The organism is Nostoc edaphicum CCNP1411 (assembly GCF_014023275.1).
Lineage (GTDB): Bacteria > Cyanobacteriota > Cyanobacteriia > Cyanobacteriales > Nostocaceae > Nostoc > Nostoc edaphicum_A.
Map to the genome: position 1 here is coordinate 3,833,542 of NZ_CP054698.1, position 21,896 is coordinate 3,855,437.

The 21,896-nt window shown below is 38.8% G+C and carries 16 protein-coding genes and 1 CRISPR repeat array; of the genes, 12 read left to right on the forward strand and 4 right to left on the reverse strand.

Annotated features, from left to right (window positions below; translation table 11 throughout):
• Positions 1–21 precede the first annotated feature (21 nt).
• Together cas1d and cas2 are read left to right on the forward strand one after the other, a co-directional pair.
• The gene (cas1d, locus tag HUN01_RS18735) at positions 22–1,026 is read left to right on the forward strand and encodes a type I-D CRISPR-associated endonuclease Cas1d (protein WP_181932512.1); all 1,005 of its coding nucleotides are present in this window, start codon (positions 22–24) and stop codon (positions 1,024–1,026) included.
• Between the two features lie 453 nt (positions 1,027–1,479).
• Positions 1,480–1,767, forward strand: a complete 288-nt coding sequence (gene cas2 / locus HUN01_RS18740; protein ID WP_181932513.1) for a CRISPR-associated endonuclease Cas2 — start codon at positions 1,480–1,482, stop codon at positions 1,765–1,767.
• Positions 1,768–2,035: 268 nt separating this feature from the next.
• A CRISPR array of direct repeats spans positions 2,036–3,587; the repeat unit is 37 nt; unit sequence ATTGCAATTCATCAAAATCCCTATTAGGGATTGAAAC.
• A 282-nt stretch (positions 3,588–3,869) separates the two neighbouring features.
• Here the strand turns inward: cas2 and nifH are convergent.
• Complete coding sequence (nifH, locus tag HUN01_RS18745; protein ID WP_069074423.1) at positions 3,870–4,760, reverse strand: nitrogenase iron protein; 891 nt, start codon at positions 4,758–4,760, stop codon at positions 3,870–3,872.
• 226 nt (positions 4,761–4,986) lie between these two features.
• Between nifH and HUN01_RS18750 the strand changes: the two genes are divergently transcribed.
• Positions 4,987–5,199 (forward strand): hypothetical protein, encoded by a 213-nt coding sequence (locus HUN01_RS18750; RefSeq protein WP_181932514.1) that lies wholly within the window; start codon positions 4,987–4,989, stop codon positions 5,197–5,199.
• A gap of 1,025 nt (positions 5,200–6,224) precedes the next feature.
• Here HUN01_RS18750 and HUN01_RS18755 read toward each other — a convergent pair.
• Positions 6,225–7,553, reverse strand: coding sequence for an IS701 family transposase (locus tag HUN01_RS18755; RefSeq protein ID WP_181932515.1), 1,329 nt, complete (start codon positions 7,551–7,553; stop codon positions 6,225–6,227).
• A gap of 595 nt (positions 7,554–8,148) precedes the next feature.
• Here HUN01_RS18755 and HUN01_RS18760 point away from each other — a divergent pair.
• From HUN01_RS18760 to HUN01_RS18770, 3 genes are all read left to right on the forward strand, one after another.
• On the forward strand, positions 8,149–8,547 hold the full coding sequence (locus HUN01_RS18760) for a phage holin family protein (protein WP_181932516.1): 399 nt from the start codon (positions 8,149–8,151) through the stop codon (positions 8,545–8,547).
• A 127-nt stretch (positions 8,548–8,674) separates the two neighbouring features.
• Entirely contained in the window at positions 8,675–8,866 is a 192-nt protein-coding gene (locus tag HUN01_RS18765) for a YqaE/Pmp3 family membrane protein (protein ID WP_069074421.1), read from the forward strand.
• A 617-nt stretch (positions 8,867–9,483) separates the two neighbouring features.
• Positions 9,484–12,069: a GAF domain-containing protein gene (locus HUN01_RS18770; protein ID WP_181932517.1), complete on the forward strand. Its 2,586-nt coding sequence runs from the start codon at positions 9,484–9,486 to the stop codon at positions 12,067–12,069.
• A 624-nt stretch (positions 12,070–12,693) separates the two neighbouring features.
• Here the strand turns inward: HUN01_RS18770 and HUN01_RS18775 are convergent.
• Complete coding sequence (locus tag HUN01_RS18775; protein ID WP_181932518.1) at positions 12,694–13,368, reverse strand: hypothetical protein; 675 nt, start codon at positions 13,366–13,368, stop codon at positions 12,694–12,696.
• Between the two features lie 795 nt (positions 13,369–14,163).
• Here HUN01_RS18775 and HUN01_RS18780 point away from each other — a divergent pair.
• From HUN01_RS18780 to HUN01_RS18805, 6 genes are all read left to right on the forward strand, one after another.
• Complete coding sequence (locus HUN01_RS18780; protein WP_181932519.1) at positions 14,164–18,159, forward strand: magnesium chelatase subunit H; 3,996 nt, start codon at positions 14,164–14,166, stop codon at positions 18,157–18,159.
• Between the two features lie 113 nt (positions 18,160–18,272).
• The gene (locus HUN01_RS18785) at positions 18,273–18,701 is read left to right on the forward strand and encodes a XisH family protein (protein ID WP_181932520.1); all 429 of its coding nucleotides are present in this window, start codon (positions 18,273–18,275) and stop codon (positions 18,699–18,701) included.
• Positions 18,702–19,088: a helix-turn-helix domain-containing protein gene (locus HUN01_RS18790; protein WP_181932521.1), complete on the forward strand. Its 387-nt coding sequence runs from the start codon at positions 18,702–18,704 to the stop codon at positions 19,086–19,088. It begins immediately after the preceding gene.
• A gap of 59 nt (positions 19,089–19,147) precedes the next feature.
• Positions 19,148–19,648 carry a transposase gene (locus tag HUN01_RS18795; protein WP_181927395.1) on the forward strand — a complete coding sequence of 167 codons (501 nt, stop codon included), beginning with the start codon at positions 19,148–19,150 and terminating at the stop codon, positions 19,646–19,648.
• Positions 19,649–19,696: 48 nt separating this feature from the next.
• Positions 19,697–20,032: a XisI protein gene (locus tag HUN01_RS18800; RefSeq protein WP_181932522.1), complete on the forward strand. Its 336-nt coding sequence runs from the start codon at positions 19,697–19,699 to the stop codon at positions 20,030–20,032.
• A 107-nt stretch (positions 20,033–20,139) separates the two neighbouring features.
• Positions 20,140–21,639 (forward strand): hypothetical protein, encoded by a 1,500-nt coding sequence (locus HUN01_RS18805; RefSeq protein WP_181932523.1) that lies wholly within the window; start codon positions 20,140–20,142, stop codon positions 21,637–21,639.
• 101 nt (positions 21,640–21,740) lie between these two features.
• Here HUN01_RS18805 and HUN01_RS18810 read toward each other — a convergent pair whose 3' ends face one another.
• The gene (locus HUN01_RS18810) at positions 21,741–21,893 is read right to left on the reverse strand and encodes a hypothetical protein (RefSeq protein WP_181932524.1); all 153 of its coding nucleotides are present in this window, start codon (positions 21,891–21,893) and stop codon (positions 21,741–21,743) included.
• Positions 21,894–21,896 lie beyond the last annotated feature (3 nt).

The window sequence follows — 21,896 nt, forward strand, 5'->3', positions numbered from 1 at the left end:
TATTACTAGGAATCATCAAAAATGGGAACACTTTACGTGACACAAACCGATGCTTTTATCGGTAAAGTTGACGAACGTCTCACCGTCAAAGCTGAACAAAAAACAATCATGGATATCCCTTTAATTAAAATAGAGGGAATTGTAGTACTAGGACGGGCTACTATTTCTCCCGCCGTTGTCAATGAACTTTTAGAACGTCACATTTGTTTAACATTTCTCACACAAAACGGACGATATTTAGGGCGTTTAGAACCAGAAGCTACTAAAAATATCTTTGTTCGTAAAGCCCAATGGCAAGCTGTGGGAGAATCAGAACCAGCAATACATTTAGTCAGAGGATTTGTGCGGGGTAAATTGAAAAATTACCGCCATAGCTTACTTCGCACTCAGCGAGAACATCCTGATACTGACCTGAATAATAACATCACTCGATTGGAAAACGCGATCGCACCAATCGAAAAAACTAGCAGTATTGATTCCCTCAGAGGCTTAGAAGGTGCGGGTAGTGCAGCTTATTTCGGTTGTTTTCAACAGCTAATCAAAACCCCAGAGTTTAAATTTGAAGCCAGAAAACGCCGCCCACCAACCGATCCGGTTAATGCCCTGCTGAGTTTTGGGTATTCATTGCTACGTCATGATGTGCAAAGTGCTTTAAATATTGTTGGCTTCGATCCTTATCTAGGATACTTACACGTTGAACGTTATGGTAGACCTTCCCTAGCCTTGGATTTGATGGAAGAATTTCGTCCTTTAATAGTGGATGCTGTAGTGTTGTCGCTGATTAACAAGCGATCGCTAACCCTAACTGATTTTACCACCGAACCGCTCAGTGGTGCTGTGTCTTTAACCAAAGAAGGACTGCATACATTTCTACGCACCTACCAACAAAAGAAACTATCGAGTTTCAAACATCCAGTGATGGGAAACAAATGCACCTACCAAGAATCTTTTGAAATTCAGGCGAGATTATTAAGTAAATACCTAATGAACGAAATCGATAAATATCCCCCCCTAGTTCTCAAATAACTATGATTTACGCATTGACAGAAAATACCAAATATGAATTCTTTGAAAAAGCACGTCTGTCGTAGGGGTAAAGCACATTGCTCATTGGTGTCAACTTAACGCGAAACTTCATGTCCGCCAGGGATTATAAATCCCTGTCTCATAGCTAAAGTCCTCTGAAGAGGACTTCATAGCGCAAAAATTTTCAGTCTACTTCAGTAGACTTGAGCAATTAGTCAGGGAATTATATTCCCTGACGGGTGAACAACACCTAATCAGTACGCTATTTTTGGCTTAAGTTGACACGCATGAGCAATGTGCTTTACCCCTACATCTGACCATCGAAGAACGATTAATAAAAGGCTGAAACGACCCATTCTCGTATATTCATACGATGATTAAGTTGTACAGTGCGTAAGTCCTAATAACTTGTAATTTCTCCCCATTCCCCATTCCCTATTCCCTATTCCCTTCATGTATATTGTTGTCAGCTACGACATTCCAGAAGATAAGCGTCGGACTAAAATCCATTCGGTTTTGAAGTCTTACGGACAATGGATGCAACTGAGTGTGTTTGAGTGCGATATCACTTCTACTCAGTATGCTAAACTGCGATCGCGTTTAGCTAAATTAATCAAACCTGACACTGATAGCGTGCGCTTTTATTTTCTCTGTGGCTGTTGTGAGCGAAAAGTTGAGCGTATTGGCGGAGAACAGCCACGGGACGAAACAATTTTCTTTGCTGAGTCAACTTCTAGATAGATTTCTGTATTTCAAATGCGCGGAGGGGTAGGTGTACAAATTCGACAGCCCCAGAAAAGTGCCTCTATTCCAACTACAGTAAGGCTTTCAACTCATTGTTCTCTTACTCGTCATCCGCGCAATCTCTGAAATGCTTATCAAAACTCGATTTCAGCCTTGAAATTTTCCTAACACTCTTCCCAAATGAATTCTCTAATGCTATGATTGCCCTTGAATCGCGCAACCGCACCTTGAAAACTAAATACAGCTTGAGTTTGAGGCTCCCGCCATTGCAATTCATCAAAATCCCTATTAGGGATTGAAACAATCAGCAAAAATCAAGTCTTCGGTATATTCACTATTGCAATTCATCAAAATCCCTATTAGGGATTGAAACAAACCAATCACCAGATCAAAAATGGCTTGAACAGATACGAATTGCAATTCATCAAAATCCCTATTAGGGATTGAAACGTTGTTTTCAAGTTTCTTGAGGCGCTTATCAAAAGATTGCAATTCATCAAAATCCCTATTAGGGATTGAAACGATGATAGCAGTATGTGAAATTCTCCATAATTTCAATTGCAATTCATCAAAATCCCTATTAGGGATTGAAACTTCCACTGCCTAAACATCCAATCAGCAGTAGATTGAAATTGCAATTCATCAAAATCCCTATTAGGGATTGAAACTTTCCATCTCGCCTTCAAACAGAATTCAGCTAAAATTGCAATTCATCAAAATCCCTATTAGGGATTGAAACGTCAAGCGATCACCTGTAACAGTGTTGAGACTATCATTGCAATTCATCAAAATCCCTATTAGGGATTGAAACGGACACCAGATCAACAGTTCTTTGCCCTTGGCGGATATTGCAATTCATCAAAATCCCTATTAGGGATTGAAACTTGCCTTAATTCTGCATCTAGTGCCAGCCAAGAAAATTGCAATTCATCAAAATCCCTATTAGGGATTGAAACCAATCACATTTCCGCAATCACATTGTAATCGCCACATTGCAATTCATCAAAATCCCTATTAGGGATTGAAACTTATGCCAGATACAAGGGAACAACAGACGTAGTGCTATCAATCAAAATCCCTATTAGGGATTGAAACTTATGCCAGACCTCCTCCGGTTCGACGGTACTATCATTGCAATTCATCAAAATCCCTATTAGGGATTGAAACATTGCTTTCATCCTTATATTGGAAACACTTATAAAATTGCAATTCATCAAAATCCCTATTAGGGATTGAAACTCGGTGATGTCTTTACCACCAGGAGTAAACAATGATGGATTGCAATTCATCAAAATCCCTATTAGGGATTGAAACTCGATGTTGTGATATACCCTTTTTACACCGGAGTATTGCAATTCATCAAAATCCCTATTAGGGATTGAAACCATACAGGACTTAAGGTTAAGTACATATTCCCTAGATTGCAATTCATCAAAATCCCTATTAGGGATTGAAACTGAAACGTAATAAGCTATTACTGTATCTGTTGTTTATTGCAATTCATCAAAATCCCTATTAGGGATTGAAACATAACTAATGATTATTTACTAAACTTTCTACCCTTATTGCAATTCATCAAAATCCCTATTAGGGATTGAAACTTATTGAAAAAACAACATAACCGTCGGGTAATACTATTGCAATTCATCAAAATCCCTATTAGGGATTGAAACATTTCAGCCGGCAGTTGCTCAACAATTTCTATGAGCATTGCAATTCATCAAAATCCCTATTAGGGATTGAAACGCTGAATTTAGCTGTCTGTGGGGTTCTACGTTGGATTGCAATTCATCAAAATCCCTATTAGGGATTAAAACTAGTGTAGAAAAAGGAGTAAACCTCAAAGCCTCTCTCCTTTTAGGAGAGAGGTTTGGAGAGAGGTCAAAATCAATACAGTTCGGATAAGGTTTTTTAATAACACGCCGCCAATTGTAGAGACGGCGATTTATCGCGTCTCTTGCCTTAACCGAACCGTATTGAGGTCAAAGTGTATTGCATACAAACGAGCGATCGCGGTATATTCCTTTCAAACAAAACAATGCAAAAATGAAAGGGTGGGCAAGCAGCCCACCCTAAACCATTATTTACTTAGCAATAGTTTAAACAGGTGCTTCAGTAGCAGACTTACCAACAAGCATTGCGGTATTTTCGTCGCTTTCCAGGATACCGAATTCAATCAACAACTCTTCCAACTCTTCCATCTCAATTGGGGTAGGGACAGTAAGGTTTTTGTTGTCGATAATCTTGGTAGCCAATGTCCGATATTCGTTGCTTTGATTGCTGTCAGGAGCGTACTCGTTAACAGTCATCCGACGCAATTCTGCGTGTTGAACAATATTGTCACGAGGTACGTAGTGAATCATTTGGGTATTCAAACGTTTTGCCAAGGTTTCGATTAAATCGATTTCCCGGTCAACGTTACGGCTGTTACAAATCAGACCACCCAAACGCACACCGCCAGTGTGAGCATATTTGAGAACACCACGAGCAATATTGTTAGCTGCATACATCGCCATCATTTCACCAGAGGTAACGATGTAGATTTCTTGTGCCTTACCTTCACGGATAGGCATAGCGAAACCACCGCACACAACGTCACCCAAAACGTCGTAACTTACAAAATCAACATCTTTGTAAGCACCGTTTTCTTCTAAGAAGTTGATAGCGGTGATAATACCACGACCAGCGCAACCCACACCAGGTTCAGGGCCACCAGACTCCACACAACGTACATCGCGGAAACCTGTCAGCATTACTTCTTCGAGTTCAATATCTTCTACAGCGCCACGTTCAGCAGCTAATTGCAGAACACTTGTTTGAGCTTTACTGTGTAGCATCAAACGAGTAGAGTCAGCTTTAGGGTCACAACCGACAATCAGAATGCGTTGACCCATTTCAGCCATTGCTGCTAGGGTGTTTTGAGAAGTGGTAGATTTACCAATACCGCCTTTACCATAGAAAGCTATTTGTCTAATCTTTTGCTCAGTCATGGTTGTGTTTCCTACAATGATTTAGTTGATGGGTCGTAAGCTTGATGTGAAATCTTCACCCTTGGCGTCGTAGGGAAGTAGAGCCTGTTGGCGTATATGCATAGCAACTTGTCGCTAGACATCGCATCCTGGCAAAAACAGTTAAAATCAGAACATATTTACCCACGAAGCGATGGCTTAAGAGATAGAGAAATCTCTATTTCCTAATAACAAAGCCTTTAAAACTTTGACTTCAGCATTGTTAGTTGTTGTAACAGAATCCCAAATGGTTGCTCAAGCCTCAAGAGTGGTTGCAGCAGGAATTCAAATGAACGCAGATTTGTTCCCTGAACCACACAACCAACCAAATTGCAATCCACTCTTAAATGGTCGCTACAACTTTTCTGATTTTGCTGATGTCAAGTCGCAAAGAACATCTATCACGCTTCTCGTTTCGTGATTAATGCAGCAGGATAAATTCCAACCCAAAAGTAGTAGTTACAGGTGCCAATACTTGTCGGTTAAGGGGGAAAGGGGAAGGGGGAAAGGGAAATTAAAACCTTTAACCCAAACCCAGTAACCCTTTCCCAAAACCAAACTTTGGGTTCAAAATGCTTAACCGAGTAGTATTGTTACAGGTGCAGTAATATAATGCCTGCACAGGCAATCCCTAACACTCTGGCTTAGAAAATATCTTGATGACTTTTAACAGTATGGTTAAATTCCTGAAAATTATGGAACGACACCATTCTGCTTGGAGTTTTCGTTCCAAAAGTCAGCAACTGCTTCAACTTAATATTGCGGGAGTAAACATTTTCAACCGCGAATTAAGTTAGTAAATATTCTGTATTCCTATGGATTTGTCAGGCTGTACTAAGAGTCTTTCTTCCCAGACTCCAAGAGTAATTGCCTTTTGTGGGTAATGCTCTAGCTAGGTTAGCCAACTCTTATTGGCTCATACCCAGATAAATTGTGATTGACTTCAAGTTGTTACAAAGGCTACTATCCTACTCAATCTAGTTTTAGATTTTCGTCAAAAAAAGATGTAGCTAATTGAAGTGGACTTACCAGAGCAAAAAAACTTTCTTGAGCTTGCCTCAAACTTGTCTTGAAGTCTTTTTGTGCTTTTAACTTGTTTGATTCCTATAAAAACCATAACATACATCTCACTAATTTATTTGGCGAATCTCAAAATATTTATCTATTTAATAGAACATTATCCTTGGAACCTTTAATAGTCATAACTTACGCGTTGACAGATTGCTAGCTAATGAAATGATTTATCATAGCAAATATGTGCAGTTAGATACTTTTGGGTATTTGATAAAAGTATTTAAAACTAATGTTTTACAACGAAAACAGAATTTATTATTTTTGTGGTCAAAAATTTCGTCGTAAAAATAGATTCAATAATTTACAAACTTTCACACGGTAATATCCCTCTTCTGTCACTTTCCGGAATAAGCAAGTAGTTCAGGAGCTAAATCATCCAGAAGCATAAAAGGGTTTAAATTGATTCATGGCTGCAATTAAATGATTGAATCCCAGTAACAACTGTGAATTAGGGAAAATACTTAACCAGGGATAAATTAACCAAAATAGTAAAAGTGGTTGGATAATGAGACGCAGATTATTTAAAGTATTCTTCCATCCTGATTCATGATTCCATTGCGGATGATTAGAAAAATCAACATCACTATTTTCTTGTGCTTCAGTCTCAAGTTGACGAGATTGATTGAAGCCTAAGAAGACTGGAGAATTTAAACTAATCATCGTGTAAACACAAAAAATAATCTCCCACCATCTCTCAATATGTTGGAAATTAGTGAAACGGTAATCTGTCCAGCCTAGTTCCTGTTTACACTGTCGAAACCCATATTCTACCCAGGTTCTTAATCCATATAAATCGCCTAAAGTCTTCTTCAAATTCCCTTGAAGATTCGTCATCACGAAGGAGGTAGAATTTTCTGGCATAGTTTCTGGGTCAGTAGTTATTTCCCAGTAAGTTATGGCTCTTTTTTTACCATAAATTATTTTCCTAATGTATCTAATTTCTGATTTCTGATTGCTAAATGTTCTCTCAAATTTACACCACTTATTCGCCCTAACCCTCTGTCCTGCTGGCAACCAGACTCCATGATTACTTCTTATCGCTACGACATAATCTAATTTATACTCAGCTATTTTTCTAATAAATTGGCTACTTTCACCATATAAACTATCTGCTAATATTAATTCAATATTAAAGCCTAATTCGATTAATTCAGTAATAATTTCTGATGCCAACTCTATTTTAGTTTTATATTTATCTGACTCCTTTAGGGTTCCTTTTGGTTTGAATACTTTTACAATTAATGGAAAAGTTATGTTAGAGCAAACTCCATAAGCATTGACTGAAACTATCCCATTATCTACCTTACCCACACTTCCTAAATATTGCCTAGCCACATAATCAGTCTTTTTACCTTTTTTCCTATCTCCTGTTTCATCTATTACTACTGTAATTGCCTGACCATCTAATTCTTTCTTTAATTTATTTAATCTTCGTTGTTTTAACTTATTTACTGACCAATCTGAATTTGCTAGAAAATGATGTAACGACTGTGCAGAGTTTATACTTACTACTTTCGCTATCTCTGGTAATGATTTTCTTTGAATTTGGGACATTATTCCCAGATGTAAATATTTGAAGCACTCATAATTTCTTACTTCTTTAAACAGGTCTTTATACTCTGCACAATATTCATCTATCGTGGCAACTGTTGGGTGAGCGTCTCTTGCCAAATGTTTCAGGATTTGTAATTCTACATCCATTGCCCTGCTTACCTTCCAGAGTTTTTTATTTTAATCCTTTTATTAAGAATACTCGGAAAGTGACAGAAGAGGGTTAGTCCCCCCTTGTAAAGGCTACTGTGTATACACAAGTTGGGTTGAGAATCAAATAGAGGGAAAAGAACGGAAAATTATTTTTAAAATCCTTGATTTTCCGTTAATTCTATATCAATAAGCTGACACTATTGATAATCAGCTTGATAAGCTCAAAAGCTTGCCTACTAAGGCTTGCATCTTACCAGGCAAGGATTTTAGGACTTGTGTATACACCGTAGCTTGTAAAGGGGGGAAACAAGAAAATCTAGTTCCCTCCCCTTTGCAAGGGGAGGGTTAGGGTGGGGTAATTCGAGGACTGGTAGTGATTTGATAACTTGTGTGTACACCGTAGCTTTTCAAGGGCAGGGTTAGGGTAGGGTAAACACCAGATTCGTAAACCTATCTATATATAGTTTTCTCAATGATAGACCTAATGATAGAAGTAAATTCTATCTTGCAAGAGAGGTGAAACTCTAGCACATAGTTAAAGATTAGATAAGAAGTAAAAAACAAAAAACCATTTAGTGATTAGGTCAGAAACATGTTGACACCATTATTAACCGCCCTAGCTACAGCTTTGAGCCTGTTGATTGTTGATTTAGTTGTTCCAGGCGTTAATATTGCTAATTTTCCCGCAGCTTTGATTGCCGCTTTAGTAATTGGTCTAATTAACGGTTCAGTTAAGCCAGTTCTGTCTGCTCTCTCCCTACCGCTTAATTTTCTATCATTTGGAGCATTTTCGCTCATTGTTAACGGTTTGTGTTTTTGGTTAGCAGCAGTCTTAGTTCCTGGGTTCTCAGTTAGTGGACTTATTGGTTTCCTTCTTGGGCCAGTGATTCTATCTTTCGCTAATACCTTTATTAACAACTACTTTGTTGAAAGAAACCTCTTAACTAGTAGTGGTGATGTAAAAAGCCAAAATGAATTACCTTCAAGATAAGTATTACAGGCAGTAGAGACGCCAGTTAAATTACGTTTCTAACCTACATAAAATCTCCGAAGGTGGATTTCCTAATTCGGCATCTTCAAAAGAATGTAATTAAACAAAATCACAAAGTTGTAAAATCATGAAATTAGTTCGCTTTCTTCTAGGTTTATTAGTGCCTCCTTTAGGCGTTTTCCTCACAGTTGGAGTTGGGCCTACCCTGTTTATTAACATCTTGCTCACAGTTCTAGGTTGGCTTCCCGGTAGTATTCATGCAATTTGGGTTATTGCCAAGCATGAAGAACAACTTAATCGGGAAGGGCGTATTTACTGATACGCAAGATGGATTTTAGGAAATTCTAAGTATGGTGCGTTAGGGCTAAAGCCGTAACGCACCATTTTAATTTCTAATAGAAGTATAAAACTATACGCACTCTGGGGCAATTCATAAATTGCCCCTACCTAAAACTTAATTCTTCTCGACTATTATTTTTGTAAACCCTGTATTTGTTGGAGTCCCTTGGCATATATGCGAAAGGAAGCGATCGCAGTTAAGCTAAATCTAATCTTATCTCAGTATAATTGCTTGTAGTTTGCAGCTATTCCCATGTAAATAGACCATGCCTTACTGATACAGCAATGCTCATTTGTATGCCCCCACAACAGATTACCAGGCAATACCAATAATCTCTCACCTACGGAAAACATTGGTTTATGTTTAAATGAGGGGTTTGACCCTCTATTCATCTATCTGTATCCGCCAGTGGGAAAGGATTCTAGTTAAGCCATGCTTGTTGGTAATCAACTTGGGCCTTGATTCACAGGATGACGCTGGCTGAACAAGGGATTAAACTATGGATAATGTTCAGCAATTGTTGCTTTTAACACCAATTACATAAGTTTAATCTCATTCTTAAATCTAAAATCTCATCCTGCTATATAAAACCAGTTATGTCAGCGTATCAAGGAAGTTGTGGGGAGACCACTGATGTGATTATTAGTGTTCACAACCAAGAAAACCTCGAGTTAACAGCAAATTCTGCTCCTGTGGGTGCTCTTGCCACAAGACAAGGAACTTTTTCTACGTTTCTTGCTCCCCTGACTCAAGATACTTTTAAACAGGTCGTTCAAGATGTTGAGCAAAAATTACAGATTGTTCATCAAACCCTGTCAATGCTGGATTCTCAGGGGTTTGAAACCATTCTGCAAGAAATGTTGCATTCCATTACCTTAAAAACCGGGGAATTACTAGGAGCAGACCGGACAACGATCTTTTTATTGGATGAAGAAAAACAAGAACTCTGGTCAATTGTGGCTGAAGGGGAAGGCGGTCGCTCTTTAGAAATTCGCATCCCCGCTAATAAAGGTATTGGTGGTGAAGTCGCTACTTTCAAGCAAGTTATCAATATTCCCTTTGATTTTTATAGTGATCCGCGATCGCATTTTGCCCAAGAACAAGAAAAAAGAACTGGCTACCGCACTTACACTATGCTGGCTTTGCCACTCTTAAATGAACATGGGCAATTAGTTGCAGTAGTACAATTACTGAATAAATTAAAATCTGGTCATAATCATGATGCTCCACTTGCAGAGCGAATTGATACCAAAGGTTTTAGCTGTGCTGACGAACAATTATTTCAAGAATTTGCCCCTTCAATTCGCCTGATTTTAGAGTCCTCGCGCTCTTTTTATGTCGCCACCCAAAAACAAAGAGCAGTGGCGGCGCTAATGAAGGCGATTAAGTCTCTTTCTCAAAGCAGTCTCGACTTAGAAGACACCCTGAAGCGGGTGATGGATGAAGCCAAAGAACTGATGAATGCCGATCGCAGTACACTATGGTTAATAGACCGCGATCGCCATGAATTATGGACGAAAATCACTCAGGATGATGGTTCAACCAAAGAGTTGCGAGTCCCCGTAGGTAAAGGCTTTGCTGGTATAGTAGCGGCTTCTGGCAAGAAACTAAATATTGCCTTTGATTTGTACGATGATCCTGACTCGGATACCGCCAAACAACTCGACCAGCAAAATGGCTATCGCACTTGTAGCTTACTTTGTATGCCAGTGTTTAATGCCGATCAACAACTGATTGGTGTTACCCAACTTGTAAATAAAAAGAAAACTGGTGATTTTCCACCTTATAATCCAACCGCTTGGCCGAAAGCTCCCGAATGTTTCCAAGCTAGCTTTGATCGCAACGATGAAGAGTTCATGGAAGCTTTTAATATTCAAGCAGGAGTAGCGCTGCAAAATGCTCAGTTGTTTGCCACAGTCAAGCAACAAGAACAAATGCAACGGGACATTCTGCGTAGTCTTTCTAATGGAGTGGTTTCCACTGATAAAACTGGGTTAATTATCGCTGCCAATGAAAGCGCCCAACGTTTGCTAGGACTGGGAGTTGATGATCGTTTAGAAGGTAAATTAGTTAATGATGTCATCGGCATCAAAGAAGGTGACTTTAGCAAGTGGTATCAAGATGCTTTACATGCAGTTGACTTAAAAGGCCGCCAGCAATATTATCCCGATCGCACACTGTTAACTACTGGTACAGAACAGCACAGTATTAATTTATCGATTAACACAATTGCCGATGCTAGCGACCAAGAGCAAGTCCGTGGGGCGCTGGTGGTGATGGAAGATATCAGTGATGAGAAGCGGCTCAAGAGTACGATGTACCGCTACATGACCCAGGAATTAGCCGAAGAATTGCTGAAATTGGATGACGCTAAACTAGGAGGCGATCGCAAAGAAGTTTCAATATTATTTTCAGATATTCGTGGCTACACCACTTTGACAGAAAACTTAGAAGCAGAAGAAGTGGTGAGTATGCTCAATGAATATTTTGAATCAATGGTAGAAGCAGTCTTTAAACATAAAGGCACCCTGGACAAATACATCGGCGACGCCATTATGGCTGTCTTTGGTTCTCCTCTACCATTAGAAGAACATGCTTGGATGGCAGTGCAAACATCCTTAGAAATGCGGGTTCGCCTGCACGAATTTAATCAACGTCGTTATGTAGATGATAAACCTAGAATCAAAATCGGCATTGGCATAAACTCTGATACCGTAATTAGTGGGAATATTGGTTCTAGTAAGCGGATGGAGTTTACCGCTATTGGCGATGGTGTTAATCTTGGCTCTCGATTAGAAAGTGTCAGTAAACAGTATGGTTGCGACATTATTATTAGCCATAACACTTTTAAACCATGCGAAGATTATATTTGGGCTAGGGAACTAGATTACATTCGTGTCAAAGGCAGAAATGAGCCAGTAGCTATATATGAATTACTGGGTTTGCGTTCCAATCCAATTGAAAGCGAAAAATTGCAAGTGATTGAGCACTATCATAAAGGGCGCGAGTATTACCTCAAACGCGATTTTAACCGTGCTAGAGCTGAATTTGCCCTAGTTTTGGCAGCTGATAACCAAGACAAAGCTGCTATGTTGCATCTGTTGCGTTGTCAGCATTGGTTACAATCACCTCCAACAGAATCAGATTGGGATGAAGGAGTCTGGACGTTCCAAGAGAAATAAACATTTAGACATCAAGTTAACTCAATTAAATATCTAATACCAATTTGAAAAAAGAATGCGACAAATAGACCATCTGTAGAGACGCGATTCATCACGTCTTTGCCCAAGGATGTGTTGCAATTATTAATTGAATTGTTATAAACAAGCAAAGTCCACCTCCGTGGACTAATACAAAATCAAGAGTTTTTAACCCAACACAGTTCAGATAATACCAAAACACTTGTATAGACGGCGATTTATCACGTCTCAAAAACCCACGATTTTGTACAAGTAGCGCTTAACCCAAGCGTATTGGTTTTTAACCCACGGAGGTGGGTAAAGTCTCGTATAGACGCGACCTATAGTCACCCGGTGAGTATTGAAGAAGAATTCAGAGGTCAGAATTCAGGAGTCAGAATCAAGACGCTCGCGGACTCGCTAACGCTGCGCTATCAGTGGGGGATTCAGACCCGCCACTGTCTTGTTGACCACTAAATCTTCTCTTTCAGAGACGCTGCGCGAACGATTTAGTGGGGGTGCAAAAACGCCCTTGATTCATCCGCCAGTCGCACAAAATACCCAACTGAATTCTGGCTCCTGACTCCTGAATTCTGTTTTGATAAATTAGATTTTTAAAACAACCTCTTAGCGTGACAAAGACTGTTTCTCCAAAAGTGACAAACTTAAAAGTCTACTCACCCGTTGTAAGCATATCCTCGCAAAATACGTAAACCAAGTAGTAATTCCTACTAATTTAAACGTATCTTCTATGGCAACAGGGATATTGGGGAATATATTATCACAAACAATTGATAATCCAAAAAACATAAACGCAGATAATAAAATCAGAAATTCAGTCTTCTTCAGGATTGTTTTAAACTTGAGAAAAAACATCAATACAAGTACAATATAACCAGCGTAAACTATCTTCTCATTAATATGTAAATAATCGGGAAATACACTCTCATGAATTAAAAAAAAGTCATCAAAAAGCAACAAAGATGTCAGAAGCCCAGAAAACAAAAAAAATGATGAATATTCTTTAGCTCTAATATCTTTTTTGAGTAGTATATAACTAAAGAGGCAGATACTTGCAGAAGAACACCAAAATAATATACCAATATTTGAGAATAATCCCAGATAAAAAGGTACGTTCATTATGGCAGATGGATCTCTAGTCAAATAGTCTGTAGGGACTTTAGCTTTGAATTTGACGAATGTTAAAATTAAAGAAAATGGAATAATTGTTATCAAAAATGTTAATAATAAAACTTTGATTTGAGTAATATAGCTTGATTTTTGAAAACTTAAATTTTTCATCAGTTTATACCTTAATTATCTAGGTCACTCCTCACAGATTTTTTTCAGCTTTTCAAGTATTTAGGATGGAGAATTGAATACCTGCTGTGGAAGTATGATTTTTCTGCTCGTGTAAGATTACTCTTGGGTAAATATCAGGTGAGTGACTGATAAGCATAGGTTTACCCATCAGCCCAGATATTTACAAAATATATTTCAGTATTATTTGGGCATAAAAAAGTATTATTTTTAACTTGTGGGATTGGTCAATTAGGGTGTTAAATGTGAAATAGTTGATTTACAAGGGTCTAAAATTAAGCGAAGGTTAACAAAAGCAATAACTTTGCATTCTTTCATACAGCAAAAAAATATTCAAGTTCTTTTTGTCTTATTTTTTTAAGTTTTGATGAAGCTTGCAATATTACTTGTAGATTTCATTCTTTTTTCCAGCCAGAGGCTAGAAATTCTCCTTTTTGCCAGCTAAGGCATTCCGCCAAACAAAACACCAATTTTACAACCCGCTTGTGCGGGTTTTGTTTTATGGATAGAATAATATATCTAAATAGCTATTTAACGATTAAAATATATTACAAGAAATTTACAAAATGTGAGCGAATACTTCTATGTAAAGTCAACAATTACAAAGAAATATTTCGTTTTTTATATCGATTTGTGTCATATAGGCGATAAAATGCCTACTGGGCAAGCGTTTTCTGATAAAAAACAGATATTGCCTAAAGATCACAAGTTACCTGTGGCTGATGATGCCGCTAGGAACTTCCTTCAGAGAACACGCATCAAAGGAGCCGAAGAAGCATGTTCACACACGTCAAGTCCACCATTAGACACATTGCGCCTGATAACTTACGCGGACGTAGTTTAATCAAGGTGGTCTATGTCGTGCTTGAGTCCCAGTACCAGAGCGCATTGTCGCAAGCGGTTCGCACAATTAACGCGAACAATCCCAACTTGGCGATTGAAATTAGCGGGTACTTGATTGAGGAACTCCGCGACCCCGAAAATTACGAGGAGTTCAAGCGAGAAATTGAGAATGCGAATATCTTCATCGCTTCCCTCATTTTCATCGAAGACTTAGCACAGAAAGTTGTAGCAGCAGTAGAACCACACCGTGATCATCTCGATGTTTCCGTTGTCTTTCCCTCAATGCCAGAGGTAATGCGCCTGAGTAAAATGGGCAGCTTTTCTCTAGCACAGTTGGGTCAGTCAAAAAGTGCGATCGCGCAATTCATGCGGAAACGCAAAGAAAAATCCGGTGCGGGATTCCAAGATGGAATGCTGAAGCTTTTGCGAACCCTCCCGCAAGTGCTGAAGTTTTTACCGATGGATAAGGCACAGGATGCCCGAAATTTCATGCTCAGTTTTCAGTATTGGCTAGGTGGTTCTCCAGAAAATCTGGAAAACTTCTTGCTGATGCTAGCTGATAAATATGTATTTAAAGGTTTAGAAAAACAAAATTTTGCACCTTCTACTTATGAACAGCCGGTGGTTTATCCCGATTTAGGGATTTGGCATCCTTTGGCTCCCAATATGTTTGAAGATGTCAGAGAGTACCTCAATTGGTATACAGCTCGTAAGGATATTTCTAGCGATCTAAAAGATCCCCTAGCTCCTTGTGTCGGGTTAGTATTGCAACGCACTCACCTAGTTACAGGGGATGATGCCCATTATGTAGCAATGGTGCAGGAGTTGGAAGCACTAGGCGCACGGGTACTACCTGTGTTTGCTGGTGGTTTGGATTTCTCCAAGCCTGTTGAGGCTTACTTTTATGAACCGACTACCAACACACAGTTGGTAGATGCAGTGATATCGCTGACCGGTTTTGCTTTAGTGGGTGGCCCAGCCAGACAAGACCATCCCAAGGCAATTGAAGCACTCAAACGCTTAAATCGTCCTTACATGGTGGCATTACCCTTAGTATTCCAAACCACAGAAGAGTGGATGGATAGCGATTTAGGGTTACATCCAATTCAAGTAGCTTTGCAAATTGCAATTCCGGAATTGGATGGAGCAATTGAGCCGATTATCTTATCTGGTAGAGATGGAACTACCGGGAAAGCGATCGCACTGCGCGATCGGGTTGAAGCTGTAGCCGAACGCGCCTTAAAATGGGCTAACCTCCGCCGCAAGCCGAAGCTGGATAAAAAAGTCGCCATCACTGTTTTCAGCTTCCCGCCAGATAAAGGCAACGTGGGAACCGCCGCTTACTTGGATGTATTCGGCTCAATTTACGAGGTGATGAAAGCCCTTAAAAATAACGGCTACGACTTACCAGAATTGCCAGAATCAGCCGAAGCGTTGATGCAAGAAGTCATTCATGACGCTCAAGCGCAGTACAACAGCCCAGAACTGAACGTTGCTTACAAAATGTCGGTTCCTGAGTATGAGGCGCTGACCCCTTACTCTCAACGCTTAGAGGAAAACTGGGGCCCACCTCCCGGACATCTCAACAGCGACGGGCAAAACCTGCTGATTTATGGTAAGCAATTCGGTAATGTCTTCATCGGTGTACAACCTACATTTGGTTACGAAGGCGACCCGATGCGGCTGTTATTCTCCCGTTCAGCGAGTCCTCACCACGGTTTTGCTGCTTACTACACTTACCTAGAGCAAGTTTGGAAAGCTGATGCTGTACTGCACTTTGGTACACACGGTTCCTTGGAATTCATGCCAGGTAAACAGATGGGGATGTCTGGTGATTGTTATCCAGATAACTTAATTGGCTCAATTCCCAACTTGTATTACTACGCAGCTAATAATCCGAGTGAGGCGACAATTGCTAAACGCCGGAGTTATGCCGAAACAATTTCTTACTTGACACCTCCAGCAGAAAATGCTGGTTTGTATAAAGGTTTGAAGGAACTCAGCGAGTTAATTGCTTCCTACCAAACCTTGAAAGATAGTGGACGCGGTGTTTCCATTGTCAACAGCATCATGGATAAATGTCGGATCGTGAATCTGGATAAGGATATTCACCTGCCAGAAACCGATGCCAGAGATATGAGTGCTGATGAGCGCGATAATATTGTTGGCAACGTTTACCGCAAGTTGATGGAAATCGAGTCGCGGTTGTTGCCTTGTGGTTTGCACGTCATTGGTAAACCTCCAAGTGCAGAAGAAGCGATCGCAACTCTCGTCAACATTGCTAGTCTAGATCGTCAAGAAGAAGGACTTCAAGGCTTACCGGGAATTATCGCTAACAGCATTGGGCGTAACATTGATGATATTTACCAAAATAATGACAGAGGCATTTTAGAAGATGTCCAGTTATTGCAAGATATCACCTTGGCAACCCGTGCAGCAGTTACCGCCCTTGTCCAAGAGCAAATCGACGCAGAAGGACGAGTTTCTCTAGTTTCCCGGTTGAATTTCTTCAACATGGGTAAAAAGGAACCTTGGGTAGAAGCATTGCATAAAGCAGGTTATCCCAAAGTTGACACCGCCGCCCTAAAACCCCTAGTTGAATATTTGGAATTCTGTCTGCAACAAGTTTGTGCGGATAACGAACTAGGGGCATTACTCAGAGGCTTAGAAGGTGAATACATTCTACCTGGCCCTGGTGGCGATCCCATCCGCAACCCTGATGTATTGCCCACTGGTAAGAATATCCATGCTTTAGATCCGCAATCCATCCCAACAACAGCAGCAGTTCAATCAGCCAAAATTGTTGTAGACAGGCTTTTGATCCGTAACAAGGCTGAAAATGACGGAAAATGGCCAGAAACCATCGCCTGCGTCCTTTGGGGAACCGATAACATCAAAACTTACGGCGAATCCCTAGCACAAATTATGTGGATGGTGGGCGTGCGTCCAGTTCCCGATGCTTTGGGACGGGTGAACAAGTTGGAATTGATATCTCTAGAAGAGTTGGGACGCCCCAGAATTGACGTGGTAATCAACTGTTCTGGTGTATTCCGCGACTTGTTCATCAACCAAATGAACCTGCTAGACCAAGGCGTGAAGATGGCAGCCGAGGCAGATGAACCCTTAGAAATGAACTTTGTTCGCAAACACGCCTTGCTGCAAGCTGAAGAAATGGGGATTAATCTGCGTCAAGCAGCGACGCGCGTTTTCTCCAACGCTTCTGGTTCCTACTCGTCAAATATCAACTTGGCAGTAGAAAACAGCACTTGGGATAGCGAAGCCGAGTTGCAGGAAATGTATCTCAACCGGAAATCCTTCTCCTTCAATTCCGATAACCCCGGAATCATGGACGAATCCCGGCAGATTTTTGAAAGTACATTGAAAACTGCTGATGCAACTTTCCAAAATCTCGATTCTTCCGAGATTAGCTTAACGGACGTTTCCCACTACTTTGATTCAGATCCCACAAAGCTGGTGGCAAGTCTGCGCGGTGATGGTAAAAAACCAGCATCTTATATTGCAGATACAACCACAGCTAACGCCCAAGTGCGGACATTATCAGAAACCGTGCGTTTGGATGCGCGTACCAAATTGTTAAATCCCAAATGGTACGAGGGGATGCTGTCTCACGGTTACGAAGGTGTGCGCGAACTCTCCAAGCGGTTAGTGAATACAACGGGTTGGAGTGCGACAGCCGGCGCTGTGGATAACTGGATTTATGAGGATACTAACGAAACCTTCATCAAAGATGAAGAAATGCAGAAACGGTTGTTGAACCTTAATCCCCATTCTTTCCGCAAGATTGTATCAACTTTGCTGGAAGTGAATGGACGCGGTTATTGGGAAACTAGCGAAGATAATTTAGATCGTCTACGCGAGTTGTACCAAGAGGTTGAAGACCGGATTGAAGGGATTGAAGGGATTGAATAATCCCTAATCATAAATGTGGAGACGTTTTATAAACGTCTCTACATAAAAAACGGTTTTGACAAATTGTATGGAATCCGGCTAAATGAAAATCAAATATATAATTATAGATATGTATGTCTGCTAAAGATGTCTTTCATGAAGTTGTCAAAACAGCTTTACAGAAAGATGGTTGGCAAATTACTCACGATCCACTCACAATGAGCGTGGGAGGAGTTAATCTTTCGATTGATTTAGCCGCCCAAAAGCTGATTGCAGCAGAACGTGAAGGACAAAAAATTGCAGTCGAAGTCAAAAGTTTTTTAGAGAGGTCGTCTGCTATTTCAGAATTTCATACAGCATTAGGACAGTTTATTAATTATAGAGGTGCATTACGACGGCGGCAACCGGAGCGTGTTTTGTATTTAGCAGTACCTTTAACAACTTACAAAACATTTTTTCAACTTGATTTTCCTAAAGAGATGATAGCAGAAAATCAAGTGAAAATGCTTACAGCACTTGCGTCTGTTATGAGGTACAATAAATTAAAATATAAATACCTCTAAATGAAGTCATACTCTGTCGATCTTCGAGAAAAAATAGTTGCAGCACATCTTCAAAAAAATATCTCAATCAGAAAAGTAGCTAACATATTTTCCGTCTCAAAAAGTTTAGTTCAAAAGCTTGTAAAACAACAAAAACTTGAAGGAAATTTACAATCCAAGCCGCGAGGAAAGCCACAATTTAGTCATCTAACAAATGCTGACATAGAGTTGAGAGAATTAGTTGAATCATATCCAGATGCAACATTGATAGAGTTGTGTGAATTATTTGCAGACAAGACTGGTAATTGGGTAGGTCAAAGTGCAATGTGTCGGGCGTTACAGAAATTAGGATTAAATCGTAAAAAAAAACGAAGCGGAGTACCCAAGCTCTTACTGAGAGAGTCCTGAATTTAAGATTAGATTATTGGGAAAAGGTCAAAAATATAGAGCCAGAAAATTTAGTATTTTTGGATGAAACTGGTGTCCTACTTGGGTTAGCGAGGACTCATGCCCGTTCACAAATGGGAACAAGAGCTTACTCTCTTAACCCCTTCTATAGAGGCTCAAAAGTTACAGTAATTGGAGCAATTAGTCTTAAAAAAGTAGTTGCATTAATGACAATGAATGGTTCAATGGATGGCATTGCATTTGAATTATTTATTGAGAAGTTTTTAGTACCACATTTATGGTCAGGAGCAGTAGTGGTGATGGATAATTTATCCGCACATAAACTAGATTCAATTGTGCCAATGATTGAAGCTGTAGGTGCGAAAGTTATTTGTTTATCCTCATACTCCCCCGATTTTAATCCAATTGAATTATGGTGGTCACAACTTAAATCTTTTTTACGCAATTTTGCTCCAACTACAACAGAAATGGTTGATAAACTAATCTCAGTTGCACTCGACTTAATAAATCCTCAACATTTAAGAAACTGGTTTGCTAGTTGCTGCTACTGTACCTCATAACAGCCGTAGGTGCTGTATTTATGATGTAGAACAAGAGGTGATTTTCCAATGGATAAATTAACTCTATATCGCCAGCTTGTACAACAGATATTACATGATTATAGTGAGCAAAAACCAGCTAACGGAAATATAGAAGTTGAAACAATTTTTGATACAGAACGCAACCATTATCAAATAGTTCATGTAGGGTGGGAAGGTCAAGACTGGGTACATAGTTGTATTATTCATATTGATATTAAAGGTGGGAAAATTTGGCTTCAGTGGAATGGTACAGAAGATGATATTGCAGCTAACTTGGTAGCTGCGGGAGTTCCCAAGGAGGATATTGTGTTAGGTTTTCAGTCTCTTTTTATGAGACAGTTTACAGAATATGCAGTGAGTTAGGAGATGTTTTGAATATTGAAATTTACAGCAATTGTCAGGTAAATGAACACATGATGAATACTGTAAATATTTGTCTTAAATCTGCAAATTAGTTGTGAAACAAAATTATGCCAAAAAGAATTAGCGATGTATTTAGTATTTCATCGGATGAACTAAGGAAAGAAGGCGTATTTGATGGATTTATAGATATTGACTCTAAATTTTATGTAGATCCTAGATTGTTAAAAGAAACCAAAATTGACGAATTACAAGGAACATACAGTAAATTTCAAACCTATTTCGCAAGTATTTTTAATGAAATATATCAATTAAAAGAAAATCAAACAAACACTCAACAGATTATATATCATATAACTGATAAGTTAAAATTCAAAGAAAATTCTCTAGCTGGATTAGGATATTCAACTAACCACACTGAAGGGAAAGGAATCGGGGAAAAATTAGCCGAAAAATTAGCACAAAATGCAGTTCATTTTGCTATTGAATTAAATATAACAGATCCAGCTATTTTTGAAATGACTCCATTGTTTGAGGAAAATTTTGGTGCAGATAGAATCAGTGATATGACTGTTGACATCATACTTACTGAATTACTGACATTTTCTGAACGAGTAGCTAAAAACTTTAAACTTCCAACTTTTACAGATACTTCGATAAGAAATCAAAAATTTAACTTGCCTTATTACTTAACAAAAGGAGTAAAACAACCACTAATTTTAGTTCCTGAAGATATATTAACTAAATTGCCAGTAGCATCTTCTAAGTGTTTTAATGACTATGATTCTATAGTATCGCACAATGATAAATTACGTGCAGAAGTCAATAGGATCATAGATGAAAGGGATCAAAATATTCCTACTTGGGAGCAAGTTTTCAAAAAATTAAAAAAGGCAAAAATAAAGGAACTTATTACTAAAAATCCTAAATTATTGATAAACTTAATTGACAAGTATAAATCAAAACAACCTAATTCATATCATTTTGATAGTGATTTAGATAACGAGTTTAGATGGTATACAACTGCAAAAAATTATGCTATAAATTTCCCTCTTGAACTAAAAAAAATAGTTTATCAAGTTCAAGACTTTCATGAAAATGTTGAAGCAATTGTTAATAAATTCTCTGATTTAATATCACAAAAAGATTTATGTGTTGAACTATATAATGATTTAGGAAAACCTATAAGGGAAAAATTTTCACAACTGATATTACTAAAACTTGTAGAAGAGTATATTTCGCAGAATTCGTATAATTTTATATCAAGAATAAGTATAGAGTATAAATCCAACAATGGCATGATAATATTAGCCAATGAACAAATCATGTTTTTAGAAAGTGTAATTCTATTGAAGTATTCATCTGAGACAAAAGAACAAATCTATAAAAGTTTTAACAAACTTGTAGACTATATTAATCAATATAGTTCAAAGGAGGGGATATTTTTGTTATTAGCAACTGATGAAAGACATTTATATATCCAGAATGAATTATATAAAATGTCTGAAATAGAAAAAAGAAATGAAAGAAAGACACCAAATATTATATTAGTAGATGGCAGAATTAAATTCTTTGGAAGGAAAAAAGTAGCATCCAGTAAATATTTTTAGGGAATGAAATTTAGCTTAATACAGAAGAAACTTTATAATCATTAAAGATTATCGAAAACAACCACCATAGATGCTTTAGCGTAGCTTACTGTAGGTATCGCTTACTCTTCCATAATAGGCGATCGCTTAATTTTTGAGGTTTTCTGTAAGGCGATCGCACATTCTTCCATAACAAGCGATCGCTTAGTTTTTGAGGTTTTCTGTAAGGCGATCGCCTGCAATGCCATCATAGAATCAGCGATCGCAACAGACAAAAA

Coding starts and splice junctions, on each gene's coding strand:
- cas2 (WP_181932513.1), top strand. CDS start 1,480: ATGTATATTGTTGTCAGCTACGACATTCCAGAAGATAAGCGTCGGACT.
- nifH (WP_069074423.1), bottom strand. CDS start 4,760: ATGACTGAGCAAAAGATTAGACAAATAGCTTTCTATGGTAAAGGCGGT.
- HUN01_RS18790 (WP_181932521.1), top strand. CDS start 18,702: ATGAAGTCATACTCTGTCGATCTTCGAGAAAAAATAGTTGCAGCACAT.
- HUN01_RS18755 (WP_181932515.1), bottom strand. CDS start 7,553: ATGGATGTAGAATTACAAATCCTGAAACATTTGGCAAGAGACGCTCAC.
- HUN01_RS18805 (WP_181932523.1), top strand. CDS start 20,140: ATGCCAAAAAGAATTAGCGATGTATTTAGTATTTCATCGGATGAACTA.
- HUN01_RS18780 (WP_181932519.1), top strand. CDS start 14,164: ATGTTCACACACGTCAAGTCCACCATTAGACACATTGCGCCTGATAAC.
- HUN01_RS18760 (WP_181932516.1), top strand. CDS start 8,149: ATGTTGACACCATTATTAACCGCCCTAGCTACAGCTTTGAGCCTGTTG.
- HUN01_RS18770 (WP_181932517.1), top strand. CDS start 9,484: ATGTCAGCGTATCAAGGAAGTTGTGGGGAGACCACTGATGTGATTATT.
- HUN01_RS18785 (WP_181932520.1), top strand. CDS start 18,273: ATGTCTGCTAAAGATGTCTTTCATGAAGTTGTCAAAACAGCTTTACAG.
- cas1d (WP_181932512.1), top strand. CDS start 22: ATGGGAACACTTTACGTGACACAAACCGATGCTTTTATCGGTAAAGTT.
- HUN01_RS18775 (WP_181932518.1), bottom strand. CDS start 13,368: ATGAAAAATTTAAGTTTTCAAAAATCAAGCTATATTACTCAAATCAAA.
- HUN01_RS18800 (WP_181932522.1), top strand. CDS start 19,697: ATGGATAAATTAACTCTATATCGCCAGCTTGTACAACAGATATTACAT.
- HUN01_RS18765 (WP_069074421.1), top strand. CDS start 8,675: ATGAAATTAGTTCGCTTTCTTCTAGGTTTATTAGTGCCTCCTTTAGGC.